The 24,740-nt window shown below is 52.7% G+C and carries 22 protein-coding genes and 1 pseudogene; 10 read left to right on the top strand and 13 right to left on the bottom strand.

All coding sequences use genetic code 11. From position 1 onward, the window contains the following. Positions 1 to 16 precede the first annotated feature (16 nt). The 4 genes from treC (at position 17) to nrdG (ending at position 5,048) form a co-directional block, all read left to right on the top strand. Positions 17 to 1,678: an alpha,alpha-phosphotrehalase gene (treC, locus tag M1D91_RS02440; protein ID WP_437432320.1), complete on the top strand. Its 1,662-nt coding sequence runs from the start codon at positions 17 to 19 to the stop codon at positions 1,676 to 1,678. A 384-nt stretch (positions 1,679 to 2,062) separates the two neighbouring features. Then, a complete protein-coding gene (nrdD, locus tag M1D91_RS02435) occupies positions 2,063 to 4,198 on the top strand; it encodes an anaerobic ribonucleoside-triphosphate reductase (protein WP_437432319.1) in 2,136 nt (711 codons plus the stop codon). Positions 4,199 to 4,231: 33 nt separating this feature from the next. Continuing rightward, complete coding sequence (locus M1D91_RS02430; RefSeq protein WP_437432318.1) at positions 4,232 to 4,546, top strand: hypothetical protein; 315 nt, start codon at positions 4,232 to 4,234, stop codon at positions 4,544 to 4,546. 37 nt (positions 4,547 to 4,583) lie between these two features. Further along, on the top strand, positions 4,584 to 5,048 hold the full coding sequence (nrdG, locus tag M1D91_RS02425) for an anaerobic ribonucleoside-triphosphate reductase-activating protein (protein WP_437432317.1): 465 nt from the start codon (positions 4,584 to 4,586) through the stop codon (positions 5,046 to 5,048). A gap of 68 nt (positions 5,049 to 5,116) precedes the next feature. On the opposite strand, the gene M1D91_RS02420 is transcribed toward nrdG, so the two are convergent. From M1D91_RS02420 to M1D91_RS02410, 3 genes are all read right to left on the bottom strand, one after another. After that, a complete protein-coding gene (locus tag M1D91_RS02420; protein WP_437432316.1) occupies positions 5,117 to 6,118 on the bottom strand; it encodes a fimbrial protein in 1,002 nt (333 codons plus the stop codon). A 44-nt stretch (positions 6,119 to 6,162) separates the two neighbouring features. Further along, the gene (locus tag M1D91_RS02415; RefSeq protein WP_437432315.1) at positions 6,163 to 6,873 is read right to left on the bottom strand and encodes a fimbrial biogenesis chaperone; all 711 of its coding nucleotides are present in this window, start codon (positions 6,871 to 6,873) and stop codon (positions 6,163 to 6,165) included. A 614-nt stretch (positions 6,874 to 7,487) separates the two neighbouring features. After that, on the bottom strand, positions 7,488 to 8,087 hold the full coding sequence (locus M1D91_RS02410; RefSeq protein WP_437432314.1) for a nitroreductase family protein: 600 nt from the start codon (positions 8,085 to 8,087) through the stop codon (positions 7,488 to 7,490). A gap of 386 nt (positions 8,088 to 8,473) precedes the next feature. Here M1D91_RS02410 and M1D91_RS02405 point away from each other — a divergent pair, with 386 nt between their 5' ends. Continuing rightward, positions 8,474 to 8,953 carry a hypothetical protein gene (locus M1D91_RS02405; RefSeq protein ID WP_437432313.1) on the top strand — a complete coding sequence of 160 codons (480 nt, stop codon included), beginning with the start codon at positions 8,474 to 8,476 and terminating at the stop codon, positions 8,951 to 8,953. Between the two features lie 148 nt (positions 8,954 to 9,101). Here M1D91_RS02405 and M1D91_RS02400 read toward each other — a convergent pair whose 3' ends face one another. From M1D91_RS02400 to pmbA, 3 genes are all read right to left on the bottom strand, one after another. Then, entirely contained in the window at positions 9,102 to 9,305 is a 204-nt protein-coding gene (locus tag M1D91_RS02400; RefSeq protein ID WP_437432312.1) for a hypothetical protein, read from the bottom strand. A gap of 182 nt (positions 9,306 to 9,487) precedes the next feature. Further along, entirely contained in the window at positions 9,488 to 9,877 is a 390-nt protein-coding gene (gene cybC, locus M1D91_RS02395; protein WP_437432311.1) for a cytochrome b562, read from the bottom strand. A 153-nt stretch (positions 9,878 to 10,030) separates the two neighbouring features. Next, positions 10,031 to 11,383 carry a metalloprotease PmbA gene (pmbA, locus tag M1D91_RS02390; protein ID WP_437432310.1) on the bottom strand — a complete coding sequence of 451 codons (1,353 nt, stop codon included), beginning with the start codon at positions 11,381 to 11,383 and terminating at the stop codon, positions 10,031 to 10,033. Between the two features lie 94 nt (positions 11,384 to 11,477). Between pmbA and yjgA the strand changes: the two genes are divergently transcribed. The 3 genes and pseudogenes from yjgA (at position 11,478) to M1D91_RS02375 (ending at position 14,088) form a co-directional block, all read left to right on the top strand. After that, positions 11,478 to 12,029 carry a ribosome biogenesis factor YjgA gene (yjgA, locus tag M1D91_RS02385; protein ID WP_437432309.1) on the top strand — a complete coding sequence of 184 codons (552 nt, stop codon included), beginning with the start codon at positions 11,478 to 11,480 and terminating at the stop codon, positions 12,027 to 12,029. Positions 12,030 to 12,288: 259 nt separating this feature from the next. Then, a pseudogene (locus M1D91_RS02380) lies at positions 12,289 to 12,627 on the top strand (NadS family protein). Between the two features lie 252 nt (positions 12,628 to 12,879). Then, complete coding sequence (locus M1D91_RS02375) at positions 12,880 to 14,088, top strand: aldose 1-epimerase family protein (protein WP_437432308.1); 1,209 nt, start codon at positions 12,880 to 12,882, stop codon at positions 14,086 to 14,088. A gap of 66 nt (positions 14,089 to 14,154) precedes the next feature. On the opposite strand, the gene mpl is transcribed toward M1D91_RS02375, so the two are convergent. Beyond that, a complete protein-coding gene (mpl, locus tag M1D91_RS02370) occupies positions 14,155 to 15,534 on the bottom strand; it encodes a UDP-N-acetylmuramate:L-alanyl-gamma-D-glutamyl-meso-diaminopimelate ligase (RefSeq protein ID WP_437432307.1) in 1,380 nt (459 codons plus the stop codon). 174 nt (positions 15,535 to 15,708) lie between these two features. Between mpl and fbp the strand changes: the two genes are divergently transcribed. Beyond that, positions 15,709 to 16,707 (top strand): class 1 fructose-bisphosphatase, encoded by a 999-nt coding sequence (fbp, locus tag M1D91_RS02365; RefSeq protein ID WP_437432306.1) that lies wholly within the window; start codon positions 15,709 to 15,711, stop codon positions 16,705 to 16,707. Positions 16,708 to 16,767: 60 nt separating this feature from the next. Here the strand turns inward: fbp and M1D91_RS02360 are convergent, their stop codons facing one another. The 6 genes from M1D91_RS02360 to ytfQ form a co-directional block, all read right to left on the bottom strand. After that, on the bottom strand, positions 16,768 to 17,289 hold the full coding sequence (locus M1D91_RS02360) for a DUF2569 domain-containing protein (protein WP_437432305.1): 522 nt from the start codon (positions 17,287 to 17,289) through the stop codon (positions 16,768 to 16,770). Between the two features lie 54 nt (positions 17,290 to 17,343). Then, positions 17,344 to 18,909, bottom strand: coding sequence for a methyl-accepting chemotaxis protein (locus M1D91_RS02355; protein ID WP_437432304.1), 1,566 nt, complete (start codon positions 18,907 to 18,909; stop codon positions 17,344 to 17,346). Positions 18,910 to 19,020: 111 nt separating this feature from the next. Next, positions 19,021 to 20,019 (bottom strand): galactofuranose ABC transporter, permease protein YjfF, encoded by a 999-nt coding sequence (gene yjfF, locus M1D91_RS02350; protein WP_437432303.1) that lies wholly within the window; start codon positions 20,017 to 20,019, stop codon positions 19,021 to 19,023. Beyond that, on the bottom strand, positions 20,006 to 21,031 hold the full coding sequence (ytfT, locus tag M1D91_RS02345) for a galactofuranose ABC transporter, ATP-binding protein YtfT (protein ID WP_437432302.1): 1,026 nt from the start codon (positions 21,029 to 21,031) through the stop codon (positions 20,006 to 20,008). The genes yjfF and ytfT overlap by 14 nt, the downstream gene beginning before the upstream one ends. A 10-nt stretch (positions 21,032 to 21,041) precedes the next feature. After that, positions 21,042 to 22,544 (bottom strand): galactofuranose ABC transporter, ATP-binding protein YtfR, encoded by a 1,503-nt coding sequence (gene ytfR, locus M1D91_RS02340; protein ID WP_437432301.1) that lies wholly within the window; start codon positions 22,542 to 22,544, stop codon positions 21,042 to 21,044. Positions 22,545 to 22,810: 266 nt separating this feature from the next. Then, positions 22,811 to 23,767: a galactofuranose ABC transporter, galactofuranose-binding protein YtfQ gene (gene ytfQ, locus M1D91_RS02335; RefSeq protein ID WP_437432300.1), complete on the bottom strand. Its 957-nt coding sequence runs from the start codon at positions 23,765 to 23,767 to the stop codon at positions 22,811 to 22,813. A gap of 401 nt (positions 23,768 to 24,168) precedes the next feature. On the opposite strand from ytfQ, the gene ppa reads away from it, so the two are divergent. Further along, on the top strand, positions 24,169 to 24,699 hold the full coding sequence (gene ppa / locus M1D91_RS02330; RefSeq protein WP_263098289.1) for an inorganic diphosphatase: 531 nt from the start codon (positions 24,169 to 24,171) through the stop codon (positions 24,697 to 24,699). The last annotated feature ends 41 nt before the right edge of the window (positions 24,700 to 24,740 follow it).

Genomic DNA, 24,740 nt, shown 5'->3' with positions numbered 1-24,740 from the left:
TAACCAGGAAATCGCTATGAATACCCTTCCCCACTGGTGGCAGAACGGCGTCATCTATCAGATCTACCCCAAAAGCTTTCAGGACACGACCGGCAGCGGCACCGGCGATTTACGTGGCGTTATTCAGCGTCTTGATTACCTGAAAACGCTGGGCGTGGATGCAATCTGGCTGACCCCCTTCTATATTTCACCGCAGATAGACAATGGCTATGACGTGGCGGATTACACCGCCATTGACCCGGCGTACGGTACGCTGGCGGACTTCGACGAGCTGGTGGCGCAGGCTAAAGCGCGCGGCATTCGTCTGGTGCTCGACATGGTGCTTAACCACACGTCGACGGCACATCCGTGGTTTCACGACGCCTTACATCCGCAAAGCCCGTACCGGCACTATTACATCTGGCGCGAAGGCCAGCCTGACGCTCAACCCAACCACTGGCAGTCCAAGTTTGGCGGTAGTGCCTGGCAGTGGCACGCGCAAAGCGAAGCATACTATCTGCACCTTTTTGCTCCGGAGCAGGCGGATCTGAACTGGGAAAACCCGCAGGTTCGCGACGAGCTGAAAAAGATCTGCGAATTCTGGGCCGATCGCGGCGTCGAGGGTTTGCGTCTGGACGTGGTGAACCTGATTTCCAAAGACTGGAATTTCCCGGACGATCCACACGGTGACGGCCGCCGCTTCTATACCGATGGCCCGCGTGTGCATGAATTCTTACAAGAGATGAGCCGCGACGTGTTTACCCCACGTAAACTGATGACCGTCGGCGAAATGTCCTCCACCGCCCTCGAACACTGCCAACAGTACGCCAGTCTCGACGGACGTGAACTGTCGATGACCTTCAATTTCCACCACCTGAAAGTCGATTATCCCGGCGGCGAAAAATGGACGCTGGCGGCGCCGGACTATGTGGCGCTCAAAGCCCTGTTTAACCACTGGCAGCAGGGCATGCACAACCAGGCCTGGAATGCGCTCTTCTGGTGTAATCACGATCAGCCACGCATTGTGTCGCGCTTTGGCGATGAAGGAGAATTCCGGGTTCCGGCGGCGAAAATGCTGGCGATGGTGCTGCACGGTCTGCAGGGGACGCCTTACATTTATCAGGGCGAAGAGATTGGCATGACTAACCCGCACTTCTCGCAAATAACCGATTACCGCGACGTAGAGAGCCACAATATGTTTGCCAGCCTGCGCGCCAGCGGACGTGATGCCGATGAGCTGCTCGCCATTCTCGCCAGCAAATCCCGCGACAACAGTCGTACCCCCATGCAGTGGTCCGCAGAGAGGCATGGCGGATTTACCACCGGTACGCCGTGGATTTCACTGTGCAATAACGTGCAGGAAATTAACGCCGAGGCAGCACTTAACGATCCCGACTCGGTGTTCTATACCTATCAGCATCTGATCGCGCTACGTAAAACCCAGCCCGTACTGACCTGGGGTGACTATGAGGATCTGCTGCCGGAACACCCGTACCTGTGGTGTTACCGTCGCCAGCACAACGGGCAGACACTGATGGTGGCTGCTAACCTCAGCCACCAGTGCCAGCAGTGGCAGCCTGGCGATCAGGCGGGGTGCTGGCAGGTGCTGATGAACAACTATAACGAGATCTCACTCACCCCTGGCAATATGACGCTACGGCCATTCGAGGCCATCTGGTGGCTACAGCATCATGCTTAAGTGCACTGCCCGGCAGGTCGCTGCGGCCGGGCAGTGTACGATTACCATACTGTTTTTGTTGAATAATTAAGCAAAACTATTCCATGTGAATTTACAAACCTCCCCAGCGCCCGTCCTTTGTACTCTCTCTTTTTTACTTTGTCCTGAATCAATAAAAACGCAAACTTGTTTGATGCAAATCACTATATATAGAACTTAGAATGCACGCCGACCCAACATATTGTATTTATCGTCTATTATTCCAACAAAATAACGGCAGCATAACTGGCTGGAATTGTGGATAACAAGGGTCGGGATTCGGGGAACTCACTGTCGCGGCGACACTTAACGGCTGTGAATATTTCCTCACCTCTGTGGATAACCTGTTTTTAAGATGGAGTGATCATGACACCGCATGTGATGAAACGTGATGGCAAGAAAGTGCCTTTCAGGTCAGAGCGCATTCAGGAAGCAATTTTGCGTGCAGCTAAAGCAGCGGGAGTCGATGACGCAGACTATTGCGCCACCGTCGCGGAAGTCGTCAGTCAGCAGATGCACAACCGTGCGCAGGTTGATATCGGCGAAATTCAGATTGCGGTGGAAAACCAGTTGATGTCGGGGCCGCATAAACAGCTTGCCCGCGCCTACATCGAATACCGCCACGACCGCGATATCGCGCGTGAAAAGCGGGGTCGTCTGAATCAGGAAATTCGCGGCCTGGTTGAACAGACCAATTCTGCTCTGCTCAATGAAAATGCCAATAAAGACAGTAAAGTGATCCCGACGCAGCGCGATCTGCTGGCCGGTATCGTTGCCAAGCATTATGCCCGCCAGCACCTGCTGCCGCGCGACGTGGTACTGGCGCATGAACGTGGCGATATCCACTACCATGATCTCGATTACTCGCCGTTCTTCCCGATGTTCAACTGCATGCTGATCGACCTGAAAGGCATGCTGACGCAAGGTTTTAAAATGGGTAACGCGGAAATCGAGCCGCCAAAATCCATCTCCACGGCAACAGCCGTTACCGCCCAGATCATCGCTCAGGTCGCCAGCCATATTTACGGTGGCACCACCATCAACCGTATTGACGAAGTGCTCGCACCGTTCGTGACCGAGAGCTTTGAAAAACACCGTAAGATTGCCATTGACTGGCAGATCCCGGACGCCGACGGCTATGCCCGTACTCGCACCGAAAAAGAGTGCTACGACGCCTTCCAGTCGCTGGAGTATGAAGTCAACACGCTGCATACCGCCAACGGGCAGACTCCCTTTGTAACCTTCGGCTTTGGCCTTGGCACCAGCTGGGAATCGCGCCTCATCCAGCAATCGATTTTGCGTAACCGCATCGCGGGCCTGGGCAAAAACCGCAAAACGGCCGTCTTCCCGAAACTGGTCTTCGCCATTAAAGATGGCCTGAACCATAAGGTTGAGGATCCGAACTACGACATTAAACAGCTGGCGCTGGAGTGTGCGAGCAAGCGCATGTACCCGGACATTCTGAACTATGACCAGGTGGTGAAAGTCACCGGCTCGTTCAAAACCCCGATGGGCTGTCGCAGCTTCCTCGGCGTATACGAAGAGAATGGCGAGCAAATCCATGACGGGCGCAATAACCTCGGCGTGATAAGCCTGAACCTGCCGCGTATTGCTCTGGAAGCCAAAGGCAATGAAGCCGCATTCTGGGCGCTGCTGGATGAACGTCTGGTGCTGGCGCGTAAAGCCCTGATGACCCGCATTGCGCGCCTTGAAGGGGTGAAAGCGCGTGTGGCACCTATCCTCTACATGGAAGGGGCGTGCGGTGTGCGTCTGAAAGCAGACGATGACGTCTCTGAAATCTTCAAAAATGGCCGCGCCTCTATTTCACTGGGCTATATCGGCATTCACGAAACCATCAATGCACTGTTCGGCAAAGCGCATATGTTTGACAGCGAAACGCTGCGTGCCAAAGGGGTGGCGATTGTGGAGCGTCTGCGTCAGGCCGTGGATCAGTGGAAAGACGAGACCGGCTACGGCTTTAGTCTCTACAGTACGCCGAGCGAGAACCTGTGCGACCGATTCTGCCGCCTCGACACCGCGGAGTTTGGCGTGGTCGACGGGGTCACCGATAAAGGCTACTACACCAATAGCTTCCATCTCGACGTCGAGAAAAAGGTGAACCCGTACGACAAGATTGATTTCGAGGCGCCGTACCCGCCGCTCGCCAGCGGAGGCTTTATTTGCTATGGCGAGTATCCAAACATCCAGCACAACCTGCGCGCACTGGAAGATGTCTGGGATTACAGCTATCAGCATGTGCCTTATTACGGCACCAATACCCCTATCGACGAGTGCTATGAGTGCGGCTTCACCGGCGAGTTCGAATGTACCAGCAAAGGCTTTACCTGCCCGAAATGCGGTAACCACGACGCCGCCCGCGTCTCGGTCACCCGCCGCGTGTGTGGCTACTTAGGCAGCCCGGATGCGCGTCCCTTTAATGCCGGAAAGCAGGAAGAAGTGAAACGCCGGGTTAAGCATCTGGGAAATGGGCAAATCGGTTAAGTTCTAACAGCAAGCAAACCAGGAGATCGCAGTATGAATACTTACGAGTTAATCAAGCATGCAATTCTGAACAAAAAACAAATTACTGCTGTATACGATGGCTATTATCGAGAAATGTGTCCGCACGCTTTAGGAACTAAAAATGGCAAGCAACAAGCATTGTTCTTCCAATTCGGGGGGGAAAGCAGCAAGGGAAAAATCGACTCTTCATCCCCCTACAACTGGCGTTGCTTACGGCTGGTCGATTTAGAAAATGTTCAAATCCGTGATGGTCAGTGGTACACCGCCGACAATCACAGTAAAGCCCAAACTTGTGTAGATATTATTGACGTCGAAGTAAAACTTTAAGGAATTTTAGGCCGGTAAAAACCGGCCTAGTAGAAAAATGAATTACCACCAGTACTACCCTGTCGATATCGTCAACGGCACCGGCACCCGCTGCACCCTGTTCGTTTCCGGATGCGTGCACGAATGCCAGGGCTGCTACAACAAAAGCACCTGGCGGCTAAACTCCGGCATGCCGTTTACGCAGGAAATGGAAGACCAGATCATCAGCGATCTCAACGATACCCGCATCAAACGCCAGGGGCTGTCGCTCTCCGGCGGCGATCCGCTGCATCCGCAGAACGTACCGGCGATCCTGAAACTGGTCAAACGCGTGCGGGCCGAATGCCCGGGCAAAGATATCTGGCTGTGGACGGGTTATAAGATGGACGAACTAAACGAGGCACAAAGAGCGGTGGTGGCGTTGATCAATGTGCTGATCGACGGGAAGTTTGTGCAGGATCTAAAAGACCCCATGCTCATCTGGCGGGGCAGCAGCAATCAGGTGGTGCATCACCTGCGCTAAAAAATCACCTCAGAACACATGCTGAGGTGATTTACAGGCCGAATAAGCGCATCGCCGCAGTGAGAGAATTACTCATATGACATCGTAAATTCCACCGCAGAGTTTGCCGAACCGGGGCTGACCTCACCCGTGCGGATAAAGCGGGCTTTCATCGGGATAACGTAATCACCGCCCAGGGATGGGCTGTAGCCGGAGTATTTCACCGCGCTGTTAAACGGCACCAGTGTGTCATTGGCATACAACACTTGCACCCCCACCCCGCTCGCTGTGGAACCACTTCGCAGGGTGATATGCTGATCACTGCTTCCTGAATTGACAAGATTGATCCCCGCAGCGGGCTTAAAAGTATACTTCACCGCCGCCATATCCTTACTGCATTTTTTGATTTCAAAATTAAATGGTGTGGCGCTACTGGTGGAACCTACGCTTGGGAAATCCGATTTACTGTGTTTGTTGAGGTCAACGGAAATATCGGGGGTTTCGCAGGATTTGATGGTGACGGGGATATTACTGGTTATTTTTATTTCGGCAGTTTTCATGCCAGCAATGGTGGAAACTGAATTATTTACCCAGCCTTCAACCGTAAAGTTAAGTTGTAACGGACCGTCATCCTGACTAACCGGACCGATAACATAGAACTGAAGGTATGTATTAAGAAACTTGAAACTCCCAAAACTATTAAGTGGCCATTGGAGATATATCGATAAATTGTTACCAACAACATTACTTTCACTCACTACCCAAACCTTAACACCTATGCCTTCTACATTAGTCTTATAAATCCCGGGATAAACAGACTCTGTCAGAGTTTCTGCGAATTTCGTCATCATATCAACCGGCGCTGAATCGCATCGAAAAAATGCCTGTCCCCCTTGCGGAATTGTGATGACCGGACCCAGCGGTGTATTCGGCTGCTGATTACTCGCTACTGATAGCGATGCAATATCAACAGTGTAAGACCTGTTGTAAATACCACCACCAGTAAACCAACAACCTGCATTGCTGATAAAACTCAGTGTCATCAGCCCCAAAAGAAGGGACAAATTTAAAAAGTGCTTAAGCATATTCATCGCATATTTCCCTGCTCCAACCGGAGCGCAAATAACTCATTGCTTTAACGTCTATAGACAGCTTGATGTCGCGTAAAGCCGCCGTGATCGTTAATCGTGGTGAAATAAATAATTCCCTTTCCCGCACCCGACAACGTAAATACAGAACGCGCTTTCGCCGGGCACATGCCTGTTATTTCCTCAGCATGTGCCCCGGCTTCACTGAGGCTGAGACGAGCAAACGAGACACTGAATGCCGACGGGTTCTCGCATTCGATTTTGTTCTGGCCTGCTACGCTGAGAAGCCGCCAGCGAAGCGCGTTAACGGCATCGCCCGGCGAGCCTGGCAACCCTACGGGACGGTAAAAGAGTTTTAAACGGGAACGCACCGGGAACTCAATAACATTATTGTCCTTTGCCTTGTGCTTCATTTTTGGCTGCACTTCCAGCACGTTCAGCCAGAAAACCGATTCACGATCCGGCGAAATATTACCGCCGATAAAACGGATACGCAGCGTCTGGCCTTTGGCACTATTGAGACGAAAGATGGGTGGCGTAACAATAAAAGGGACGGTAGACATGTCGGGCCGAAGAGTGGGATCGCCATTATCCATCCATGCCTGTAACAGACGCGGCGTGCTGGCATTGTTGGTCAGCGCGAGCGTTATTTCGCCCTTTGCCGCCGGATAAATAATCCGCGTGCTGTCAAACTGAATCCCTGCCTGCGTCGCCGTACACCAGAACAGAGAAAAGAGAAAAAATGCACATCCATGCATGGTATATCCCTCCGTGAAATATATTATTCGCCTCTACACATTTATATAAAGAATATTAGCTTCATATTATCACAAACATTCATGTGAATGATAAATATGAGCAACATATAATGCTCATGAAAAAAAGAGGGACGAATTACTTCATGTAATATTGTTTTCGCGGATTGTACTGAATTTCACGTATCGCTTTCAACCTCCTTTTTCATAGCTTTTAGAGGAAATTGTATTGAGACATGAAATTTATTTGATAAATGGACATGAAGATTTAGCTGAAAACAAGGAAATGTATGTGCATTTTTTGCATAAAGATGAAAGGGTAATTACACACGGTAAATGATTTTTAGCAAATGCAGGGCACTGATGAATATAAAAACCTGTATACACTTTAAATTTTTTCGTCATATTTGAAGGGTTGCGGTAATACCGAAAGGTTAAAGCTCGCTCTCTTTTTTGGCCCTTTACAGGCAGGTGAATTATCACCTGTCATGTTGATACTCCTCTTCACGGAAGTTCATAAATAGCCCGGACAAGACACTTGTGCCACTCTTCGGGATTCCCCGGTAGCGCAATGCTTACCGGAGAAAACCGTTTTATCAAATATCCGGACCGGCGGATTACTTGGCAACGATAAAGCGTTTTTCATCTTCGATGAAGGTTTTGTCGCCTGCCGGCGCCTGAATGGAACCGAAGTTCATATGGCCACGCAGTTTCCAGCTGGCCGGGACATTCCAGGTACGCTGAACGTCTTCATCCACCAGCGGATTATAGTGCTGGAGGTTTGCGCCAATTCCTTTCTCCGCCAGCGCCATCCAGACGGCATACTGGGCGATACCCGAACTATGTTCTGACCAAATCGGGAAGTTATCCGCGTATGCCGCAAATTGCTCCTGCAGCGCGGTCACCACACCCTGATCTTCAAAGAACAGTACAGAACCTGCCGCGGCGGCGAAGCCATCGAGTTTATCGGAGGTCGCATGGAAGCTCTCAGCCGGAACGATTTTTCTCAGTTGTTCGCGTACCAGTTCCCAGAATTTATTGTGCTCACTGCCCAGCAGGATAAGCGCGCGGGAGCTCTGTGAGTTGAAGGCAGAAGGCGCTTGCTTGATGGCGTCCTGAATGATCTGAACAACGTCATCTTCCGGCAACGGCAGATCTTTGCCCAGTGCATAAATGGTTCTGCGTTGTTTCGCTAAAGCAAGGTAGTTCTCTGGCATAACGCCTCCTGAAAGGGTGGTTAATTCCAACGGGGTTGTGGTCTGCGCGACAGGCTGCTCACGTGATAAGAGTGCGTTCAAAATGCGCTGAAACGAGTTCATGATTCGCCGATTCCTGTCTTTCCCTTAAACGAGAGCAAACAACCCGGTGGCAGTTTGCCCTGACAATTGAAAAGAGTAATCCCAACAGCCGGTTAGGGAAAGCCTAACTATTTGTTTCTATCGTTCAAAAAAAATGAAAGAACAATAACAGCGACAATTAACTAAACAAATTCCTGCCGCTGCCGATAACGACGTAGTCTCGTTTTGTCTAACGCAGACTCATCATTCCAGCGAGGCACTTACGCTCCAGGCGTCGGATTCTACGTTATATTCCGGAGATGATAATGAACGGTATTGATAAAATTACCGCCGTGAGTGCTGGCGCACACGGCGATTCTCATCCATCAGATAATGACAGCACGTTGGCTCTGCGAAATAAACCTAAATCTGCAGAGATAAATGCTGATAATAAAAATAGCGAGCCGGAGGAAAGCAGTACGAAAGTTTCTCTGGCAACGACATCAGTAGCTGAAATTAAAAAAGAAAAGCAATTAAAACACGAGGAGGTAAAGAAGACCGATTATACGCTGGAGATGACCGGTATCCCGCTCTATCACGGCCGACTGGTCTCTGTAACGAAGTATCCCAACGGAGAGAAAGTCACGGTAGATGCCTTCTCAGGGCTGAAAGTAAGCGCCCCGGAACTCGCCTTTAACGTGAGCCAACCGGCGACAGTTATCAAAGAAATACTCAATGATAAAATGACAAATATTGCGGCTAAGGAAGGAGAATCTATTAAGTCTCGCAATGAAGAAAAACAATAACCATTAATAAATATAAACCCTCCTCCTTGCATAATTTGTATTTAATGCTACACGAGAGGGAAAATAATAAAACCTTACCCCCGCAAGGGAAATAAGCATACGCAGCATAAATTTTTATATTAACTGGCCAACGGTGGGGCGCGTTGTATCAACGCGCAGCCACAAACGGGTGCAGAAGCGCAATGCCCTCGCCAAACATTGTGCTGACAGGCGTCTTACGCTCAACAACCGCATTAACAAACGCCGCCGCCGCAAAGCCATCTCCATACAGCGGGCCGCAAAGTGTGGTGAGGCAGGTATGCGCCAGGATCACACGAAAGTGACGCTGGTCGAAATATTTTCCAGCATTCACGGGCGCGTTCCGTCCATCAACACCAGGAAGCCACTTCGTATTCGCTGATAACAGTATCCGTTGAGATAGCTGCGTGTTATGCGTTAAGCGCTGACGCATTAACGGGCATAAAGGCAGGCTGTACGTGAGGAGGAATACCTCAGTGAGGGCGAAAGTGGGGCAAGCGCCCCACTTCAGGATAATTAACGAAACTTCTTGTGGTTGCTGTTGCGGGTGGCTTTAAACGCTTCCGCCGCCGCTTTTGCTTCTTTCACTTTGCCTTCGTTGGCCAGTTTAAGCGCGCCATCAATCTGCGTGATCAGCGTGTCCATGCCCTGTCGGTAATCTTTCATTTCAGGGCTGTCCGGCGCTTTACCTTCCAGCTTAGGCGGGGTCGCTTTCTGCGCATCCTCTGCTGCGGTGCGCATTTTGGTTAACGCATCTTTAATGGTCGCCGCATCGTCAGCTTTCTCGACCACTTTCAGATTTTCATTGAGGGTATCCATATCCTCTTCAAGATCGGCGGCAAATGCCTGCACCGAACCGAGGACAAGGGTAGAGACAGCTAACATCGCCAGCAGTTTTTTCCGCATTGCTCACTTCCTTTTTTATTATTAAAAAGTCATACCCTGAATAAGTCGAGTTTCAGGCAACTGGCAAACACGCCCATCCCATGAGCTTACATGCGTAAGTGGCGGGGATAAGTGCGTGCAGCCAGGCACCTGTAACCTGAAGTATCGCGGGTTTTACTGGCCGGCGATTTTCATCTCCGGCAACAACACTGAACCACACTGAATATTGCTACGTGTTTCGATATCGTCAGCAATCGTAACAATATTACGCCACATATCTTTCAGATTTCCTGCAATCGTTATCTCACTGACCGGATATTGGATCTCGCCGTTTTCGACCCAGAAACCGGCCGCGCCACGGGAGTAATCCCCGGTGATACCGCTCACGCCCTGACCCATCAGTTCGGTGACCACAAGGCCGGTGCCCATCTGTTTCAGCAGTTGTTCAAAGCCCAACCCGCGCCCTTTAATCCGCCAGTTATGGATGCCACCAGCGTGCCCGGTGCTTTTCAGGCCGAGTTTGCGTGCGGAGTAGTTAGTCAGCAGCCATTGGGTCAGCACGCCGTCTTTGATGATGTCGCGACGTTCGGTGCGTACCCCTTCGCTGTCAAACGGCGTGGAGGCCAGTCCTTTACGCAGGTGCGGATGCTCTTCAATGGTCAGCCACTCAGGGAGGATCTGCTGGCCCAGCGAATCCAGCAGGAAGGTGGATTTACGGTATACCGACCCGCCCGCAATCGCCCCAACCAGATGACCGAAGAGTCCGGTTGCCACTTCATTGGCGAAGATAACCGGGGCTTTCATGGTCGACAGTTTACGCGGCGCCAGACGGGACAGGGTGCGGCGCGCGCACTCTTCCCCTACCCATTCTGCACTCTTCAGGTCACGAATATCACGGCCAATGGTGTAGGCGTAATCGCGCTCCATATCGCCATTTTCTTCAGCGATCACGCAGCTTGAAAGAGAGTGGCGGGTCGAGGCATAGCCTTGCAACATACCGTGGCTGTTGCCGAAGACTTTAATACCGTAGTGGCTGTTGAAGCTACCGCCTTCAGTATTGTTGATACGTTTGTCAGCCTGTAACGCCGCCTGCTCGGCCCGGGCGGCCAGCTCAATGGCCTCGTCCGGAGAGACTTCCGCCGGGTGGAACAGATCCAGATCCGGCGCCTCGAAGGCCAGCAGATCTTTTTCTGCTACCCCCGCGCAGGGGTCCGGGGAGGTATAACGGGCAATATCCAGCGCAGCCTGCACCGTGCGGGCAATGGCGTCGGGACTTAAATCGGTCGATGAAGCACTGCCTTTACGGTTTTGATGATAGACCGTGATGCCCAGCGCGCCGTCACTGTTGAACTCGACGTTTTCCACTTCACCGTAGCGCGTACTGACGCTAATCCCGGTGGTTTTGCTGACGGCCACTTCCGCACCGTCTGATTTTCCAGACGCCAGTTCCAGCGCGGTAGAGACGGCCTCTTCCAGTGCCTTACGTTGTTGTGCAACTTGTGTGATTACTTTCATCGCCAATGCCATAATTAAAGGAGAGATAATTTGAAGTCTAACAGAGAACCGTTTTTCAGTGCGCACCTTAACTGGTAACATTAGCCTCTTTTTTAAGGAGCCATAGATGACAAAGCAGCCCGAAGACTGGCTCGACGACGTTCCCGGTGACGACATCGAGGACGAAGATGATGAGATAATCTGGGTCAGTAAAAGTGAAATTAAGCGTGATGCCGAAGAGTTAAAACAGCTCGGCCTCGAAATGGTTGAGCTTGGTAAAAACGCGCTTGATAAAATCCCGCTTGACCCGGACCTGCGCGCGGCCATTGAACTCGCCCAGCGCATTAAGAAAGAAGGACGCCGCCGTCAGCTCCAGCTGATTGGTAAAATGTTGCGTCAGCGCGACGTTGAGCCGATTCGCCAGGCGCTGGATAAACTGAAAAACCGTCATAACCAGCAGGTGGCGCTGTTTCATAAACTGGAGCAGATCCGCGATCGTCTGATTGAAAATGGCGACGATGCGCTGGCGGAAGTGATGAACCTGTGGCCTGATGCCGATCGTCAGCAGCTACGTTCACTCATCCGTAATGCTAAAAAAGAGAAAGAAGGCAATAAGCCGCCAAAATCTTCTCGTCTGATTTTCCAGTATCTGCGCGAGCTGGCAGAAGGTCAGGAATAATCCCTTCGCAGATGTGCGGACTCGCCTCCGCACATCGCTTTTGCTTTCCTCTTCATACTTCATCCCCCTCCTTTTTCCGTAATTCACTGCCGCCGGTTTAGCGTACCGGGTACACAAACGTTTATCCTGAAAATGAACGAGACGATTTAACCAGTGAACAAAAAAAGCGCTGAAGTCGCTAACCGGCATGCTGATTTAACGCTGGCGTACAGCGTTCTACTAAGCCGATTGGGACATTAACGAAGGCGATAAGATTACCATGAAAGCCGAATTATCTGCCGATCTGCTGGCAAGTGCGAAAGAAAGGGGCAGAATTGATAAAGGTGAAAACGCCCGCCCCGAGCATGTTCATACCTTTGGCGAAATCGACGTTAAAGCCATTCGTGAAGCAACAGAATTAATGCAACACGCTTTTGCTGCTACCGTAGGTGTAAGCAATGGGCTGGTTAAAAGCCAGTAATCAAAGCGCCGCAAGCCAGCGGGCACTCCCCGAAAGCGTCTTCTGCTTTGGCAAGCCAACCCCTTTGTCATTAACCCGTTAAAAACCCTCTGCCATACACGGCGTCATCATAATCAACGATGCGGTTCTGCTTTTTAAGGATTATTACCTCATAATCTGCTAATGCTTTGCAGTTGGATTAGCTGAATCGTTAAAGCATAACCCTGCCAACTTCACAACTTTTCTGTATGTATCACTAGTATTTCATTGATTAAAGCGATCAATATCGTATTTTTGATCGTCTCATCGCCCTTTATTCCATCAGATCGATTCGATCACATTTTTTGGAGTCAGCAATTATTAGATTTCACGGGTCAGAAACATAATCGATTCAGCAAAAAGGAATGATGAATGAAAAAAACAGTCGTGATCTCTGCCCTCGCCCTGCTTATCTCCGGCAACGTCAGTGCGAAAACCTGGTTGCTGACCAGCGCTGAAAGCGGCATAGAACAAGGAAACTGGCAGGTGAACAGCCAGCAGCTGAAAATTAAAGATCAGAACTTCAGCATTGAGCAGAAGGTGCTGCATGGTGGTAAGCAGGAAGGCAGCAAAATCATCACCATTACCAGCCAGAACGGGCTGACAATCACCCTTAGCCCAACGCGAGGCATGAACTTACTGCGTGTTGAAGGTTTTGGCGTGCGCATGGGCTGGGATTCACCGGTAAAAGAGGTGGTAAACCCCGCCTATATCAACCTGGAGAGCCGCAATGGTCTGGGCTGGCTGGATGGATTCAACGAGATGCTGGTACGCTGCGGTTATGAGTGGACCGGCCATCCGGTGACCGCGGACGGACAAATTTACACCCTGCATGGCAAAGTGGGCAACACCCCGGCTTCGCAGGTTTCCGTCGATGTCAGCGAAGAAGCGCCGTATGAAATTCGCATTCGCGGTCTGGTCAAAGAGAGCACCTTCAAGAAGGCCGATCTGCAAACGACGATGGAGTTGAGCTACATCCCTGGCAGCAACAGCTTCACGCTGCACGACGTGCTGACCAACCATGCTGACTATGCGCACGACTATCAGATTATTTATCACAGCAATTTTGGTACGCCGATCCTCGAAGAAGGTGCGCGCTTTATCGCCCCGGTCGAAAGCGTCAGTCCATTTAACGATTACGCCAAAGCGGGCCTGAAGGAGTGGCAAACCTACAGTGGCCCCACCAAAGGCTTCGATGAGATGGTCTTTAACCTAAAACCGCTGGCAGACGCCAGCAAACAGACCGTAGCAGCCGTCATTAATAAGGCGGGCGACAAAGGGGCCGCCATCAGCTTTAACACCCAGCAGTTGCCTGTTCTGACGTTGTGGAAAAACACCGATACCTTAAAGCAGGGCTATGTCACCGGCATTGAACCTGGCACCAGCTACGCCTATCCGGTCACCATCGAGCGTGAACAGAAACGCGTGAAGAAACTGGAACCCGGCCAGAGCACTCGCTTTGACCTTACCTACACCCTGTTGCATAACGCAGGCCAGGTGCAGGAAGTGGAAAAACGGGTAGCGGATATTCAGGGCAGTAAAACGCAGCAGGTGATTGAGACACCTATCGCGAAAGAGTAGGCATAAAAAAACCGCGCCATTCCCATCAGATGGCGCGGTTCCCAGTCGATGACTTTACCGGCTCACTTATCCGGCTGCGGCCACTGCGGCTTTCTTCGCCAGACCATCCAGCAGTTTCTGATGAATTCCCCCAAAACCCCCGTTACTCATCACCAGAATATGATCGCCCGGCAGTGCGGTTTTCAGGATCATGTCGGTCAGCACATCAACATCACCGCTCCAGTATGCAGGCTGTACACAGGCGTCAGCCACTTCAGCCACCTGCCACGGAATGTGCTGCGGCTGAAGGAGGAAGACCTCATCCGCCCGGCCAAGAGAGGGGGCGAGATCGTCTTTGCTGTGCCCCATTTTCATGGTGTTAGAGCGCGGCTCCAGCACCGCGATAATACGCGCCGTGCCGCCCACTTTGCTGCGCAGCGCGGCAAGCGTCGCCAGAATCGCCGTCGGATGGTGTGCAAAATCGTCATACACTTTCACACCATGCGCTTCACCACGTAGCTCCAGACGGCGGCGCGCATTAATGAACGTACCCAGCGCGTCTGCGGCGTCTTTCGGCGCGACACCCACATGACGGGCAGCAGCGATCGCCATCAGTCCGTTATGCATGTTGTGCTCACCTACCAGGCCCCATTTCACCTGACCTACCACTTCGCCATCAAGCAGTACTTCCCATTCTGACGCGTCAGTGGTCAGTTTTTTCGCCAGCCAGTGGCCCTGTTCACCGACCAGCTCCTGCTCGCTCCAGCAGCCCATCGCCAGCGTCTGCTTCAGATTGATGTCGTTTTCCGGCCAGATGATCTTGCCCTGCCCCGGTACAATGCGTACCAGGTGGTGGAACTGTTTCTGAATCGCTTTCAGATCGTCAAAGATGTCCGCATGGTCGAATTCAAGGTTGTTGAGGATCAGCGTGCGCGGGCAGTAGTGAACAAATTTGGAGCGTTTGTCGAAGAACGCACAGTCGTACTCATCCGCTTCGATAACAAAGAACGGGCTCTCTCCCAGGCGGGCGGAAACCTCAAAATTGCCCGGTACGCCACCAATCACAAAACCCGGCTTGTACCCGCAGGCTTCAAGGATCCAGGTCGCCATTCCGGCAGTGGTGGTTTTACCGTGTGTGCCCGCAACCGCGACTACCCAGCGGTCGCGCAGAACGAAATCATGCAGCCACTGAGGGCCAGACATGAACGGAATATTTCTCTCCAGCACCGCTTCAACACAGGGATTCCCGCGCGTCATTGCATTGCCAATAATGACTAAATCCGGCGCGTTATCGAGCTGGCTGGCGTCGTAACCCTGAATAAGTTCAATGCCTTGCTTCTCAAGCAACGTGCTCATCGGCGGATACACATTGGCGTCCGACCCCGTCACCTCGTGACCCAGCGAGCGGGCAAGCATTGCCAGACCGCCCATGAAAGTGCCACAAATCCCCAATATATGAATGCGCATTCGTCTCTATCCTTCTTATCTTTGGCGCACATTTTACTCATATGTTTAACATGACGGAAATGCATTTCAGGATAATCCGTATCCTGCTGGCGCGATTCACCTGTGCGCGATCATTTGAATCTTTGTTAAGATTGTTGAGGTCACATTACTCCACACAAAATGCAGGGACAGGGTATGAAAACGTTAGGTGAATTTATTGTTGAGAAACAGCATGAGTTTTCTCACGCTACCGGTGAGTTAACCGCGCTGCTGTCAGCAATAAAACTGGGTGCCAAGATCATCCATCGCGATATCAACAAAGCCGGTCTGGTTGATATCCTGGGTGCCAGCGGTGCTGAGAACGTGCAGGGCGAGGTACAGCAAAAGCTCGATCTGTTCGCCAATGAAAAACTAAAAGCCGCACTGCGTGCACGTGATATTGTCGCCGGGATCGCCTCTGAAGAAGAAGATGAAATCGTTGTCTTTGAAGGGTGTGAACATGCGAAGTATGTCGTGCTCATGGACCCACTCGATGGTTCCAGTAACATTGATGTTAACGTTTCTGTCGGGACTATTTTCTCCATCTATCGTCGCGTCACACCGGTCGGCACCCCCGTTACCGAAGAAGACTTCCTGCAACCGGGCAGCCAGCAGGTAGCCGCAGGTTATGTGGTTTACGGTTCGTCCACCATGCTGGTTTACACCACCGGTTGCGGCGTTCACGCCTTCACCTATGATCCCTCTTTGGGCGTGTTCTGCCTCTGCCAGGAGCGTATGCGCTTCCCGGAGAAGGGCAACACCTACTCCATCAACGAAGGCAACTACATTAAGTTCCCGCAGGGCGTGAAGAAGTATCTTAAGTTCTGTCAGGAAGAAGATAAGGCGACGCTGCGTCCCTACACCACGCGCTATATCGGCTCACTGGTGGCTGACTTCCATCGTAACCTGCTGAAAGGCGGGATCTACCTCTACCCAAGCACCGCAAGCCACCCGGAAGGGAAACTGCGCCTGCTGTATGAGTGCAACCCGATGGCGTTCCTGGCGGAACAGGCTGGCGGTAAAGCGAGTGACGGTAAAGACCGCATTCTGGATATCGTGCCGCAAAGTCTGCACCAGCGCCGCCCGTTCTTCGTCGGCAACGAGCATATGGTGAATGATGTAGAACGTCTTATGCGTGAGTACCCGGACGCGTAACACCCATAATCCGGATGCGGCCCTGCGCCGTCATCCGGGTTTCCCCGGCGCAGTAATGCGTTAATGCACAAAGGTACGTTTAACGCGTGTTGAAACGCGGAAGTAGGGTATCCAGATGCAGCAGGCAACAATCGCACGAATCAGAGAACGTGCATCGTCATAGCCAAGCGGAATGTTCATCAGTGCGTTCGCCAGCCACAAATCCACGCCCACAAACACCACGCCGTAAAGAAGAAAAATGATGTAAGTAAGCGGTAACCTGCGCTTTTTGCGCAGAAAGAGACTGCCCACATAAATCGTCAGCAGAAATTGTCCGATAAAACCAAAGAGCTCAAAATAAATGACCCCCAGCCCACGGGGGGTGACGCTGCTGCCAAATTCCAGCAGGGTACGTGCGGTATTGTTGATGGCGAAAATACTGGCCACTAACGCCACAAGCAGTCCCAGCGCGGGAAGATACAGCCAGCCACCGATTTTCTTACATTCTTTGTTCTCGCACGCTTCGCAATAATCACCGCCCTTAAGCACTTCGTTATCGCATTGAGTACAAATATTTTTTCTGATTTCTTCCTGCGTCTCCATCTATCCCTGCCCTGTCGATAATTAACGCCGTGCGAACCTGCACGGCGTTAATTATTATGCAGCTGACTGTAAACGGAAAGAAGCCATTGCATCCAGGAGTTCACGGGACTGCTCTTCCAGCGAGCGTGTTGCCGCAGAAGATTGCTGTACCAGTGCGGCGTTCTGCTGCGCCGTCTCGTCCATCTGACTGACCGCGATATTCACCTGTTCGATACCACGGCTCTGCTCCTGCGAGGCGCTGGCAATCTCGCGCATCAGCCTGGTCATTCGCATCACTTCCGCAGCGATTTCATCCATCGTTTCACCCGCCTGCATCGCCAGATCGCTGCCTTCAGAAACATGAGCCTGAGAGCTGCTGATAAGCTGACGGATCTCTTTGGCGGCATCGCCGCTGCGGCTCGCCAGGTTGCGCACTTCCCCTGCCACCACTGCAAAACCGCGCCCTTGTTCGCCGGCACGCGCCGCTTCGACCGCCGCGTTGAGCGCCAGGATATTGGTCTGGAAAGCGATGCTGTCGATCATGCTGAGAATGTCGGCAATACGGCTGGAGCTGTCGGAGATATCACGCATTTTTTCAATCACGTAGCAGACCATCTCACTGCCGCGGTCGGCGGTATCGGAGACGGTTTTCGCCAGCTGATGCGCCTGATCGGCGTTATCCGCATTCTGCTTCACGGTGGCGGTGATCTCTTCCATGCTCGCCGCGGTCTGTTCCAGCGATGTGGCGGTAGATTCCGTGCGCTGCGCCAGGTCGACGTTACCCAGTGATAGCTCACGGCTGCCGGTGTCAATCTGCGAACTGGCATCACGCACGCGGGTCACCGAGTTGATAAGCGAATAGCGCATATTCTCAATGGCAGTGTTAAGTCGGCTGAACTCTTTACTAGCAGTGTGAGCACTTACTTCGGTCAAATTGCCTGCGGCGACATGCTCAAGCTGACTGATAGAGGATTCCAGCGGCTTTAGCAGCATATGGCGTAGTGCAAGCCAGGCCAGCACAATGACCCCTGCCGCCGCTATTGCCACTACCACAATCAGCATCATGACCACGTTTTTGCTCGACTGCACGGCACTGACTTCCGCTTTGCCTCTGGCTTCACCCCATGCCTGAAATGTCTGCATGTCGTTATCAAATTGCCGTGAGACAGGGATGAGTTTGTTTTCCAGTAGCTCGTAATAGTCATCAGCGCTCTGGGACTTCAGGGCTGCCTGCATCGGTTTGATGCCCTGAGCAACGTAAGCCGCATAGCTTTTAGAAACCTGCGCCATGAGCGCAGCGCCCTTTTCATCCTCTATGCCACCCTTAAGCACGCTATCCAGCGCCTTCTGACCTTTGTCTATCTCGTCATTAATGGCGGCAACCGACTTCCCGGCATCCGCCAGCAGCCCGACCTCCATCATGCGCACCGCCTGGCCTGACTCATTACGCGCCCGCAAAATCCGCGTGTAGCCTTCGTTAAGGCGCGCCATTTTCTCCCCCTGCAACACGCTAACGCGCTCAAGGGAGGAGGAACTTTTACTGAGGGCATAAATTCCCATGCCGCTGACCAGCAGCAGGAGGAAAGTCATTACGGCGAGGAGAGATAACAGGCCGGTACGGAGCGAGAGCGTTCTGAGCATGATAGTTTTTCCGGTAACAGAGATTCTTTCAGGCGTAAATTAAGCCTCATTGGCAGGTTATCGTCCGCCACCGGAAAAACTTTAGTTCTTTATAGTAATTTCAATAGGTTACTACTTTGGCGCCATCGTACTAACGCGGGTTACGGGCGAGCTTTGACGGTTCTCCCAGAGTACTGTCAGACCACGTTGCAACGCGATAAAAATAAATAACAAAATGCCGATAGCGATTTTGGTCCACCAGGAGCTGAGCGTACCGTCAAAGTTGATATAGGTCTGAATCAACCCCTGGATAGCCACGCCAAACAGGGTGCCGAGTACCGTGCCCACTCCGCCGCTGAGCAGTGTACCGCCAATCACCACCGAGGCGATGGCATCAAGCTCGACCCCAACCCCCGCCAGCGCATACCCTGCCTGGGTGTAGACCGAAAAGACAATGCCTGCCAGCGTTGCAAGGCCGGTTGACAGCATGTAGATACGAATGGTTGTACTGCGGGTGGAGATCCCCATCAGGTTCGCGGAGGTCGCGCTGCCCCCAATCGCATACACCTCATTACCAAAGCGAGTGCGGTGCGCGAGGAAAATACCAATTACCACGACGCCCAGCATCAGCAGCCCCATCGCACTCAGGCGTCCGCCGCCGGGAATCAGCCAGGAGAGGCTGGACAGGCTATCGTAGACCGGGTGATTAATCGGAATGGACTCTTCCGAGAGCAGGTAGCTCACCCCGCGCAGGAAGAACATCCCGGCCAGGGTAATGATAAAGGCGGGGATTTTCAGCGCGTCAATCAAAAGCCCCATAAAGGCCCCGAATGCGCAGCCCATCGCCAGCACCAGCGGAAAGGCCAGCAGGGGCGAAATGCCCCAGAAGCCGATCGCTTTGGCTAAGAACACCCCGGTGAAGGCAATCACCGAGCCAACGGAGAGGTCAATTCCGCCGGAGAGAATAACAAAGGTCATGCCGACGGCGATAATTCCCAGAAAGGCGTTATCGGTCAGAATGTTACAGATTACCCGTGTCGACGCGAAACCGGGAAACTGCGTCAGACAGTAGAGATACCCCAGCACGAAGACGCCGAGGGTGATCATCAGCGGCAGGTTACGTTTTATCATGACCGCGAGCTCCTTTAATCAGTGCAATAAAGCGCGGCGACTGAACAATCAGCACGCACAGCACCACCACTGCTTTCACCACCTGGTTAAGCTCTGGCTGGAAGCCCGAGAGCAAAATCCCCGTATTCATGCCCTGAATAATCAGCGCACCTATGACCGATAGCACCAGATTAAAACGCCCGCCCATCAGGGAGGCGCCCCCGATGACGACCGCCAGAATCGCGTCCAGCTCCAGCCACAATCCCGCGTTGTTCGCATCCGCCCCACGAATATCCGCCGCGACAATCACCCCGGCGATGGCGGCGCAGACGCCGCTCAGTACGTAGGTCAGCATCACTACCACGCGGGTGTTTACGCCAGCGTTTTTGGCGGCCCGAATGTTGATCCCCACCGCTTCGATAAACATACCCAGTGCGGTTTTGCGGGTGAACAGCCAGAAGATAACCAGCGTCACCAGCGCAATAATTACCGGTGTCGGGAACAGCAGCAGCTTGCCGCTGCCGAACCAGGCAAGATCCGGGGCAGTAAAGGTGACAATCTGCCCTGAGGTGATAAGCTGCGCCACGCCGCGCCCGGCGACCATCAGAATCAGCGTGGCGACAAAGGGCTGAATTTTGAGTATCGCCACCAGCACGCCGTTCCACAGCCCGGCCAGCACACCAGTGCCGAGCGCCGCGAGCAGCACTATCGGCAGGCTATGCCCGGCGACGGTCATTGAGGCTGCCGTTGCGCCGGCAATGGCCATGGTTGCCCCGACCGACAAATCAATACCACCGGTCGCAATCACCAGCGTCATGCCAATAGCCAGTAAAGCGACGGGGGCCGCACGGTTGAGAATGTCTATCGGGCTACCGAAAAGGCGCCCATCCTGCAACATAATCTGAAAAAAGTGGGGAGCAACCAGGCTGTCGACCAGCAGCACCAGCAGGAGCGCCAGGATCTGCGGCGTGCCTGTCGGCCATGTGAAGCGCCGTTTCGACGGCCCGGTTTGCGGAAGTGACTGAGGCATCACAGATTACTCCTTATGCCGCGATGGCATTCATGATCGCCGGAACCGACAGCTCAGCAAGCGGAATTTCCGCTACCTGTTTGCGATCGCGCATGATAATTACCCGGTCGGCATAGCCCACCAGCTCCTCCAGCTCCGAGGAGATAACCAGCAGCGCCAGACCATCAGCGCAGAGGGTTTCAATCAGACGAATGATCTCCGCGTGGGCCCCCACATCGATGCCGCGGGTCGGTTCATCAAGGATGAGGAACTGCGGCTTCGTCAGCAGCCAGCGTGAAAGCAGCACTTTTTGCTGATTACCACCGGACAGAAATTCAATGGGCTGTTCGGCGCTCGGCGTGCGAATGCCCAACTGACGAATAAAACGCTCGGCGATGGCGTTCTGTTCGCGCCGGGGTATCGGACGCAGCCAGCCGCGCTGGGCCTGTAGCGCCAGCACGATATTTTCTCTCACCGAAGCGGCGGCAATAATGCCATCGGTTTTACGATCTTCAGGGCAAAAGCCGATGCCCAGACAGGAGGCCTGATGCGGCGAACGCAGGGCCTGCGGCTTACCTTTGATGAGGGCGCTACCGCTGTCGGCAGGCTTGATCCCAAAAATCACTTCGGCGGTTTCGGTACGCCCGGAACCAAGCAGTCCCGCCAGTCCGACAATTTCACCGGGGCGAACTTCAAGGTCGAATGGCGTAATGACGCCCTTCTTACCAAAATCTTTAAATGCCGCGACGGGTTTTTCGCTGAGCAGGGTGCGTCCTGCGCGTTGCAGAGCGTTACTGTCCAGCTCGCGCCCCAGCATCATTTTCACCAGTTCGATTTGCGGGAGTTCGCGGGTTTCGCGGCAGCCCACAAAGCTGCCATTACGCAGCACGGTGATGCGGTCGCTCACCTCATAAACCTGATCGAGAAAGTGAGTGACGAAAATCAGCGCGACACCCTGCGCACGAAGCTGGCGCATGAGCGTGAAGAGCATCTCCACCTCCTGGGTATCCAGGCTGGCGGTAGGCTCATCCAGAATCAGCACTTTCGCAGAGAGATCGATGGCGCGACAAATCGCCACAATCTGTTGCATGGCGACGGAAAAGCGGTTGAGCGGTTCACGCACGTCCAGCGAAAAGCCGTAAGAAGCCATAAGCTCGGTGGCCCGCTTCTCCATCTCTTTACGGCGCAGTAAACCAAAGCGGCGAGGCTCACGGCCAATAAACAGGTTATCCGCCACCGACATATTCGGCAGCAGGTTCACCTCCTGGTAGACCGTCCCGATGCCCAGTTGCTGGGCATGGGCGGTATTTTTGGGGTTGATCTGCTGGCCTTCCAGCCAGATAGTGCCGCTGTTTGCATGATAGACGCCGGTTAAGGCTTTAATCAGCGTTGATTTTCCCGCCCCGTTCTCACCGAGCAATGCCATAATTTCGCCTTTGCGCAGGCTGAAATTGACGTTATCCAGCGCTTTAACGCCCGGAAAATACTGGCAGAGCCCCTCAGTACGGAGGATTTCCTGGTGTTGTTCAGTCGTCATTGTATTCTCCCCCTCACCCTGACCCTCTCCCCAGAGGGGAGAGGGGATTAATAGTGCCAACCCTTAACTCTCTCGCCTCTTCGGGAGAGAGGGGATTAATCGTGCCAACCCTTAACTCCCTCTCCTCTTCGGGAGAGAGGAGATTAATCGTGCCAACCCTTAACTCCCTCTCCTCTTCGGGAGAGAGGGGATTAATCGTGCCAGCCCTTCGACTCCCTCTCCCCTCCGGGGAGAGGGCTGGGGTGAGGGGCAGAGCGACAAAGGCATCAGTAGCCCATATTTTTCTTCTTCTCTAACTCTTCTTTCGCCGTGTCCGGCAGGTAGAGCGTCGATTTGGTGATAGTAACTTTTTCAGGCAGGGTGCCGTCTTTCTTGAATTTCTCCAGCGCATCAAATGCCGGGCCAGCCATGTTCGGGGTCAGCTCAACGCTGGCGTTGGCTTCACCGTCGATCATCGCTTTGTAGATATCCGGTACGCCGTCAATAGAGCCTGTCAGGATGTCTTTGCCCGGCTTCAGACCCGCTTCTTTAATCGCCTGGATAGCACCGATCACCATGTCATCGTTATGGGCATAAACCATGCAGATGTTCTTGCCGTTGTTCTCGGCTTTGATAAAGCTTTCCATGACCTCTTTCCCTTTACTGCGGGTGAAGTCGCCAGACTGAGAGCGGATAATTTTGATATTGGAAGCTTTAGAGATGGCTTCGGCGAAACCTTTCTTACGATCGATGGCGACGCTTGCCCCTACGGTACCTTGCAGTTCCACAACATTACATTGCTTACCGTCGACCTGCTTAATAAGCCAGTCACCAATGAGACGGCCTTCCAGCACGTTGTCGGCGGTAACCGTGGTCATATAAAGATCTTTATCTTTCACATCAATGGTGCGGTCGAGCAGGAAGACCGGAATTTTGGCGTCTTTCGCTTCCTTCAGCACCGGTTCCCACCCCGTTGCCACAACAGGCGCGATAAAGATGGCGTCCACACCCTGCGCAATAAACGAGCGCACGGCTTTAATCTGGTTTTCCTGTTTTTGCTGTGCATCAGCGATTTTCAGGGTGATACCGCGTTTTTGAGCCTCGCTCTTCGCGACGTTGGTTTCGGCGGCACGCCAGCCGGATTCAGAACCAACCTGCGAAAATCCCACCGTTAAAGGGGCGGCCATCGCCATAGACGACATGGCTGCTGAAACTGCTGTGACAAGAAGTAAGCGCTTCCACATAAGAGTATCCTCGTAGGGTTATTGTTGGCTGCAACTTTGCCTGCGGGAAAACTATAGACAATAGGAGATGTAACAGAATGCGTTACATCACAAATTGGAAAAGTGAATAAATTGTTAGCTTCCAGTTGCGATCTGGCGCGCGAAAAGAGCATGAGGGATCGGGCCTGCATCATGCTTTGAAATTACAGTCTTTTTCAGGTGAAACTGCTCTCAGCACCCTCAGTGTAATCGCTTACATAATTTTATTGATGATGCGGCTGTCTTTATGGACAATCCGGTCATGTTTTTATGCAAAATAGTCTGCCGCTGATGGGGTGAAGAGTAAAACAGGCGGAGACATTCGCGGGGAGTTGGCTATAATACCCGGCACTTGTTTGCCACACATTTCAAAGGAAACAAACATGAGCTTACTCAACGTCCCGGCGGGTAAAGATCTGCCAGAAGATATCTATGTAGTGATTGAAATCCCGGCTAACGCTGACCCGATTAAATACGAAGTCGATAAAGACAGCGGCGCGCTGTTCGTTGACCGCTTCATGTCTACTGCGATGTTCTATCCGTGCAACTACGGCTACATCAACCACACCCTCTCTCTGGACGGTGACCCGGTTGACGTACTGGTCCCAACGCCATACCCGCTGGAGCCAGGCTCAGTGATCCGCTGCCGTCCGGTTGGCGTGCTGAAAATGACCGACGAGTCAGGTGAAGACGCCAAACTGGTTGCGGTTCCGCACACCAAACTGAGCAAAGAGTACGATCACATTAAAGATGTAAACGATCTGCCTGAGCTGCTGAAGGCCCAGATCACGCACTTCTTCGAGCACTATAAAGATCTCGAAAAAGGCAAATGGGTGAAAGTAGACGGTTGGGACAACGCTGAAGCCGCTAAAGCTGAAATCGTTGCTTCCTTCGAGCGCGCTGCGAAGAAGTAATCCCTTTGCTTGAAAAGCCCTGAACGTCGGTGACGGCGGCT

It is taken from the genome of Enterobacter sp. SA197, from assembly GCF_054131575.1.
Note: the sequence above shows the minus strand (reverse complement) of the source record. Positions and strands in the feature narration are given on the sequence as shown.

Coding starts and splice junctions, on each gene's coding strand:
- mpl (WP_437432307.1), bottom strand. CDS start 15,534: ATGCGCATTCATATATTGGGGATTTGTGGCACTTTCATGGGCGGTCTG.
- M1D91_RS02410 (WP_437432314.1), bottom strand. CDS start 8,087: ATGCCAGAGAACTACCTTGCTTTAGCGAAACAACGCAGAACCATTTAT.
- fbp (WP_437432306.1), top strand. CDS start 15,709: ATGAAAACGTTAGGTGAATTTATTGTTGAGAAACAGCATGAGTTTTCT.
- cybC (WP_437432311.1), bottom strand. CDS start 9,877: ATGCGGAAAAAACTGCTGGCGATGTTAGCTGTCTCTACCCTTGTCCTC.
- nrdG (WP_437432317.1), top strand. CDS start 4,584: ATGAATTACCACCAGTACTACCCTGTCGATATCGTCAACGGCACCGGC.
- M1D91_RS02360 (WP_437432305.1), bottom strand. CDS start 17,289: ATGGAGACGCAGGAAGAAATCAGAAAAAATATTTGTACTCAATGCGAT.
- ytfQ (WP_437432300.1), bottom strand. CDS start 23,767: ATGTGGAAGCGCTTACTTCTTGTCACAGCAGTTTCAGCAGCCATGTCG.
- ytfR (WP_437432301.1), bottom strand. CDS start 22,544: ATGACGACTGAACAACACCAGGAAATCCTCCGTACTGAGGGGCTCTGC.
- yjfF (WP_437432303.1), bottom strand. CDS start 20,019: ATGATAAAACGTAACCTGCCGCTGATGATCACCCTCGGCGTCTTCGTG.
- pmbA (WP_437432310.1), bottom strand. CDS start 11,383: ATGGCATTGGCGATGAAAGTAATCACACAAGTTGCACAACAACGTAAG.
- yjgA (WP_437432309.1), top strand. CDS start 11,478: ATGACAAAGCAGCCCGAAGACTGGCTCGACGACGTTCCCGGTGACGAC.
- M1D91_RS02375 (WP_437432308.1), top strand. CDS start 12,880: ATGAAAAAAACAGTCGTGATCTCTGCCCTCGCCCTGCTTATCTCCGGC.
- M1D91_RS02415 (WP_437432315.1), bottom strand. CDS start 6,873: ATGCATGGATGTGCATTTTTTCTCTTTTCTCTGTTCTGGTGTACGGCG.
- ppa (WP_263098289.1), top strand. CDS start 24,169: ATGAGCTTACTCAACGTCCCGGCGGGTAAAGATCTGCCAGAAGATATC.
- nrdD (WP_437432319.1), top strand. CDS start 2,063: ATGACACCGCATGTGATGAAACGTGATGGCAAGAAAGTGCCTTTCAGG.
- treC (WP_437432320.1), top strand. CDS start 17: ATGAATACCCTTCCCCACTGGTGGCAGAACGGCGTCATCTATCAGATC.
- M1D91_RS02430 (WP_437432318.1), top strand. CDS start 4,232: ATGAATACTTACGAGTTAATCAAGCATGCAATTCTGAACAAAAAACAA.
- M1D91_RS02420 (WP_437432316.1), bottom strand. CDS start 6,118: ATGAATATGCTTAAGCACTTTTTAAATTTGTCCCTTCTTTTGGGGCTG.
- M1D91_RS02405 (WP_437432313.1), top strand. CDS start 8,474: ATGAACGGTATTGATAAAATTACCGCCGTGAGTGCTGGCGCACACGGC.
- M1D91_RS02355 (WP_437432304.1), bottom strand. CDS start 18,909: ATGCTCAGAACGCTCTCGCTCCGTACCGGCCTGTTATCTCTCCTCGCC.